4 protein-coding genes and 1 pseudogene are annotated in these 6,063 nt (G+C 72.1%); 2 read left to right on the top strand and 3 right to left on the bottom strand.

The window, feature by feature from the left end:
* Together K6I34_RS29575 and eccB are read right to left on the bottom strand one after the other, a co-directional pair.
* Positions 1 to 449, bottom strand: a pseudogene (locus tag K6I34_RS29575) (hypothetical protein); the annotation flags it as partial.
* A gap of 13 nt (positions 450 to 462) precedes the next feature.
* Positions 463 to 2,058 carry a type VII secretion protein EccB gene (gene eccB / locus K6I34_RS29570; protein WP_229330553.1) on the bottom strand — a complete coding sequence of 532 codons (1,596 nt, stop codon included), beginning with the start codon at positions 2,056 to 2,058 and terminating at the stop codon, positions 463 to 465.
* A 167-nt stretch (positions 2,059 to 2,225) separates the two neighbouring features.
* Here eccB and eccE point away from each other — a divergent pair, with 167 nt between their 5' ends.
* Positions 2,226 to 3,506, top strand: a complete 1,281-nt coding sequence (gene eccE / locus K6I34_RS29565; RefSeq protein ID WP_229330550.1) for a type VII secretion protein EccE — start codon at positions 2,226 to 2,228, stop codon at positions 3,504 to 3,506.
* A gap of 26 nt (positions 3,507 to 3,532) precedes the next feature.
* Entirely contained in the window at positions 3,533 to 4,396 is an 864-nt protein-coding gene (locus K6I34_RS29560; protein ID WP_374231054.1) for a hypothetical protein, read from the top strand.
* Positions 4,397 to 4,528: 132 nt separating this feature from the next.
* Here the strand turns inward: K6I34_RS29560 and K6I34_RS29555 are convergent.
* Positions 4,529 to 6,063: PQQ-binding-like beta-propeller repeat protein (locus tag K6I34_RS29555; protein ID WP_229330546.1), on the bottom strand; the 1,535-nt coding region annotated here is incomplete at its 5' end.

Below are 6,063 nucleotides of genomic sequence, written 5' to 3'. Positions count from 1 at the left end.
TCCTTGGGGGGTGCCGTGGGTCCTGGCGTCGCCTTGGGTGCCCTCACCGCGTCCCTGCGGTCGTTGTCCGCTTCCCGTACGCCGACGCCGTCCGGGCCGTCCGCCGTGGCCGCCGTTTCCATACCGGTGAGCAGGTCCGCGCCGCTGCTGACGTCGACCGCGCCCTTCAGCTGGGGATTGCGGACGTCGACGCCCGTGTCGATGACGGCCACCCGGACCGGTTTCCCATTGCTGTCCTTGCCCTTGGTGTCCTGCCACAGCTGGTCCAGCAGGACGCGCTGGAGCGACCACGGCGTGCCTTTGATCGGCTTGGCCGGGAAGCGGCATTCGCCCACGCCGTTCAGCAGGGTGGAGGCGGATTCGGGATTCGTCTTCACGGGCGCGAGAGGGACGAGGGGAAGAGGCGTGATGAGCGCTGCCGTCGCCAGCGCCAGAGAAATGCGTCGCATCAGTGTCAGCGCCTCACGATCCCTGCGGCTGTCTGGCGGCATTGGTGTCCAGCCGTGGGCCGGTCGGCAGGAATTGCGACCAGTTGGCGGGCACGGCCATGGGGTCGACCTTCGCGTAGCCCAGCCTGGTGCGGGCCGTGTCCGACTCGGCCGGGGCCTTGGACGGCTCGGCTTCCGACGCGTCGGCGGTGCCCGGGGAAGGTGCCGGGTTCTCACCGATCTTCGATTTTCCGGCGTCGCTGTCGTTGTTGGACTGCACCGCGTAGCGCAGCCCGGTGTCCGTGACGAGGAAGATGGCGCCGCTGCTGGTCTGGCGGCCCGTGACCTGGCGGTAGAGGAGTCCGGAGCCGGGCGTGACATAGGCGCTGGTGGCGCCGTCGGGAATGGTCGCCGGGTATTCCGTGCCCGCCCAGGTGGCCAGATCCGGAGTGCCCGAGGAGGACATGCCGCCGAAAATGCTGCACACCGTCTTCTTCACCTCGACGCCCGGGCCCGCCTCCTGGGCATTGGCCTGCTGGGGCACGCGCGAGGGCCAGTGGTTCCCGCCGTAGAACTCCTCGCCGTCCGGGGTGAAATCGGCGGCGCTGACGTGCTCGGGCGTGCCCGCCTGGCCGAGGGACGACAGCAATTTGCTGTCGAGGAGCAGCTTGGCGACGAATTCGGAGACGCGCTGCACCTTGCCCTGGAGCACGAGGTAGTGCTGTGTGCCTGCGCCGGTGGGCGCTTCGAGGACCATGCCGACGCGGTTCGCCCTCGCGGGCAGCGTGCCCACAGCGGCGTTCGCGCCGATGTCACCGCGGATCTCGGGGAAGACGATGGGAGCGCCGTCGTTGAAAGTGGCCAGCCAGTCCTTGGTGACGCGCTGCGGCTGCGCGCCGTCCCGGAAGAGGGAACGCAGCAGCAGGTTGTAGTCGGGCGTATCGGCGAGCTTCTTCCAGTCCTCGCCGCCGAGCAGGTATTTGGTGCCCTGCGGGTCGATCAGGTAGCGCGCGTCGTCGGGCCCCTGGACGTACAGGGCCTGGTTGTCGTGCAGCCGGTCCCGTCCGGTGAGCCGCTTGAGCTTCGGGTCGCGGTCGGCGAAGAGGAAGACGGCCTTCTGCGTCGTCTTCTCGTTTCCTCCGGGCTGTTCGCACACGGCCCACTGCTTCTTGTGTCCGGCCTCGCCGGGGCTGGGCATGCGGTCCGGGGCGTAGGGAATGCCGAGCGTCGGGCCGCGCGGGATGTGGCCGCTGTCGAGCTCGGATTCCTTCACTTTGATGACCGTGGATTTGTCGGGGGTGAGGAGGAGTTTCGCGGAGGCGAAATTCAGGACGGGGTGGAGCTGCTTCTTGTTGTCGGTCTCCAGCACCACGTAGCGGGTGGTGGAGTTGCTGCCGACGATGACGTGGGCGGCGGTGTCGTCCCAGCCCTTGGGCGCGGTCGGACGGAACATGCCCCAAGCGCCGAACCCGGCGACGAGGAGCGCCCCGACGACGACCCCGGGGAGGACCGCGCGCAGCGGACGCGGTGCGCCTTCCTCCGTTCCGCTGGGGGACGGTTGCAGGAAAGCGGCGACTGTCCGCTTCTTCGCGAAGGTGTACGCGTTGAGCTGATCCCGGCGTGATGCCATGTGTCGCCGCTTCTCCCCAGTGGTCGGCTGCTCGGCCTCTGTTGCCTCTGTTGCCTCTATTGATGGTCCGACAGTCCGCGGACGGACGACGCTCGCGGTCCGGTTGTCGTACCGGCCCCCTACTATGCCGGTAGGGATCAGTGTGAGGTCGAGGGGGTTTGCCGGGCATGGGTGCCGCAGCGCGCGTACAGGCGTCACGGAGCGCCGCGCCGTCGCCGGACGTGGTCGCACCGCGGGCCGTGTCGCGTCCGGGTGACGTGGGGCCGGTGCGGCTCCAGCAACTGGTGCTGCTGGAGGTCGCGGCGGCGCTGGTGCTGGTCGGGTGGGTCACGGGGCCGCTGGCGCTGGCGCCCGCGGTCGTGATCGCCGCGGTGCTGGTCCTCCTCGCGCTCGTGCGCCGGGGCCGTCGGCCGATAGCGGACTGGCTGGCCACCGCGGTGCTGCTGCGCCGCCGCGGCAAGCGGGCCGTGCCCGCCCCGCCGGGTACGGACCCGGGGCTCGCGCCGCTGCTGGAGTGGGAGCCCGAGCTGCGGACGAGCTCCTTCACCGACCGGGAGCACCGCGAGGTCGGCCTGATCGGTGACGGCACGTTCCTGACGGCGGTGCTGCGGGTCGACGCCGTGGACGCGCCGCTGCGGCCGCTGCGGGTGGAGAAGGCACTGCCGCTCGCCCTGTTGCGGGACGCGATGGACGTCGACGGCATCCGCCTGGAGTCCGTGCAGGTGGTGCAGAGCACCCTGCCCGCGCCCGCCCCGCACCTGTCGTCGGAGGCCCTGGCCGCCCGGAACTACGCGCCGTTGCAGGCCATGGCCGGGACGCCCGCCGTGCGGCTGACCTGGATAGCGCTCAAGCTCGACCCCGAGCTGTGCCGGGAGGCCGTCGAGGCCCGCGGTGGCGGCGTGGAGGGTACGCGGCGCTGTCTGCTGCGGGCGGCGGATCAGCTGGCGAGCCGTCTGCAGGGTGCCGGGTTCCGGGCGGAGCTGCTCTCCGAGGACGGGCTGGCGGCCGCCGTGTCGACCGCCGCGAACGTCAATCCGACGGCTTCGGCGCAGGCCGGTCGCAGCAGCACGCCGACGCGGCGGACCGCGGAGAGCTCGCGGGCCTGGCGGTGCGACGACCGGTGGCACAGCACGTACTGGATAGGCCGCTGGCCGCAGTTGGGGCCCGGGGGCACTCCCCTGCCGCAGCTCGCCGCGCTGCTCACCTCGCTGCCCGCGCTGTCGACGACGCTGAGTCTGACGCTCGGGCGCGGCCGTACGCCGGGCGGCCGACACGCGCCGAGCATGGCCGCGCACATACGGGTCACCGGCCGGAGCGCCGACGAGCTGGGTGCCACGGGCCGGGAGCTGGAGCGGGCCGCGCGCGGTGTGAAGGCCGGTCTGGTGCGGCTGGACAACGAGCAGGTGCCGGGTGTCCTGGCCACGCTGCCCCTGGGAGGGACGCGCTGATGAGCACGGCTTCACCCCTGCCCGGCATGGCGGCGACGCCCGCCCCGGGCCGCCCTTCGCCAGCGAACGGTTCCAGGCCCGATTCCGGGGCCGGAGCGGGGACGGGCGCGGGCGCGGGTCCCGGTCGAGGGGAGTCCCGGCCCGGTCCCGGGGGCGCGGGCGTGGGCGGTGCCGCGTCCCGGCGCCGTTTCGGCTTCGGGCTGCTCGGCCCGCGCCGCAGCCGGCACGAGCTGGCGCCCGAGCAGTTCGAGGCGCTGGCGCTGCCCGTCGGGGACGACGGCGTGGTGATCGGCACCGATTCCCGCGACGCGCCCGCCGTGCTCGGAGTGGGGCGCCCGACACCCTTCGACGCCGTGCTGATCGGCGGCGCGTGGACGGCACAGGTCATCGCGTTGCGCACGGTCGGCACGGGTGCCCGCGTCGCCGTCGAGACGGGCCGGCGCCAGCTGTGGACGCCCCTGGCTCAGGCCGCCAACAGCGGGCAGCCGTGCGTCACCCTGCACGATGTCGGGCGGGTGCCGCCGCAGGGCGCGTCGGTGCACAGCCCCGTGCTCGTCGTGCGGGACTGCGGTGTACGGCCGCCGCGCGGGCGCGTCGTCGCCGCGCCGTGGCAGCCCGTCGTCACCCTGCTGCCCTACCTCGGTCCGGACGCTCCGCGCCTGGTGACCGGTGCCGACCTCGTGGGGGTGCAGCGGGTGTCGCCGGAGGAGGCCGCACAGCTCGGACGGCTGCTGGGGCTGGGGGCGGACGACGTGGCCGCCCTGCCCTCGCTCGCGGACGGAGTGACGCTGTGGTGCGCGACGCGGGCCCGGGGAGCCCATATGTACGTGGACGTGCGGCCGACGGCAGCCGAGGTGGGGCTGCTGGGGGCGGCCCGGCGGATGGACTGACCTTCGGCCCCGTTTCGTAGCGCCGTACCGCCCGTCCGCCCGTCCGCCCGTCGGGCCTTGGCCGTCGTACGACTGGGCGGGCCGATCGCTCGGCCCGCCCAGTGCGCGTACTCGTCCTCGACGAGGGCGGCGTCAGCCCTTGCCGAAGGCCACCAGCATCCTGTTGCCGTCCTCCGACTTGCCGGTCGACAGGCGGGTCGAGGCGATGTAGAAGCGGTCGCTGTCGTAGAGATAGCGCGCGCCGAAGAAGTAGCTCTCGGCGGACTTCATCGCGTCGGGGATCTGGAGCAGCACCTTGGGGTCGCCGTCGGCGCCGACGCTCACGACCGAGCCCGGCTTGTCGTACGTGCCCTTCTGGTACGCGATGACCTTGTCGCCGTCGGCCTTCAGCGGCATGAGCTCGGTCTTGGCGCTGTTCTTCGCGGCCCACTTGCGCTTGCCGGTGTCGAGGTCGAAGGCGTGGATCTCGTTGCCCGAGGAGTAGTTGCCCTCGGTCGGCAGGTAGAGGGTGCTGTCCGTCACCGCCAGGCCCTGGCAGCCGCCGAGGTCGCGGTTGACGATCGACATGCCGCAGGTCGGGGCGTACGACTGGGAACCGAGGTCGATGACCGAGCGCTCCTTGCCGTCCTTGAGGGCGATGATGCCGCCGCTCTTGCGATCGTCCGAGCCGAGGGAGACGACGGCCGGTTCGGTGGAGTAGATCTTCCGCGTCGTCATGCCCTGACGGCCGTCCCAGGTCCAGACGGCCTTGCCCGTGGCCGGGTCGACCTTCTCGATGTGGGAGGTCTTGTCGTCGACGCACTGCCAGGAGCGCAGCAGGGCCTTGCCGCCCGCGTAGCCGTCGACGCCGCAGCCCGCCTTGACCTCGGGCGTGGAGATCGGCTCGCCGTCACTGACCCGGATCATGCCGGAACCGCCGAACCAGGCGGCTCCCATCGCGTTCCCGCTGATGGCCATGTCCATACCGATGAAGCTCTCGGCGAAGCCACCGGACTTGGGGATGGGCTTGTCCCAGCCCTTCTTGCCCGCCTTGAGGTCGATCATGGCGTAGTTGGCGCACTCGTCCTTCTTGTCGCCGTCGTACGCCACCACGACCTTGCCGTCGTCCGTGGCGTCCTTGGGCGCCGCGCAGACCCGCTTGGGGAGCTGGACGGTCCACTTCTCCTTGCCGTTGGACGTGTCGTAGGCGACGACCTTGTCCTGCACGGCCTTGACGACGTAGTCGCCCATCACCCAGACGCCGGGGATCGCGGCGCTGGCGGAGTCCACGTCGGGACCCTTCTGGTCGATGAGGAGCTTCGCCTCGCCCGCCTGGCGGCGGTCGTTGGGGTCGTCGTCACCGCCGTCGCGCGGGCCCGCGGAGCCGCCGCCCTGGTCGCCGCCCTTGCCGGGGGCGGTGCTGCCGTGGGCGACGGGCTTCTTCTTGCCCGAGTCGTCGCTTCCGCCGGTCAGCGCCCATACGCCGCCGCCGGCGGCGAGCAGTACCGCGGCCGCCGCGCCGATGATGATGGCCGTGCGCTTCTTATTACCGGGAGCGCCGGGGCCGATGGGACCGCCAAGACTGCTGGGGCCGCCTGGGCTGCCTGGGCCGCCTGGGCCGCCTGTGGTCGGGGCACCGGGAATGCCCGGCGTGCCGAAGGGCCGGCCCGGGGGCGGCGGGTAGGCCG

The sequence above is a fragment of the Streptomyces sp. UNOC14_S4 genome (assembly GCF_020740835.1).
Lineage (GTDB): Bacteria > Actinomycetota > Actinomycetes > Streptomycetales > Streptomycetaceae > Streptomyces.
This window is presented reverse-complemented; position numbering and strand designations above follow the sequence as displayed.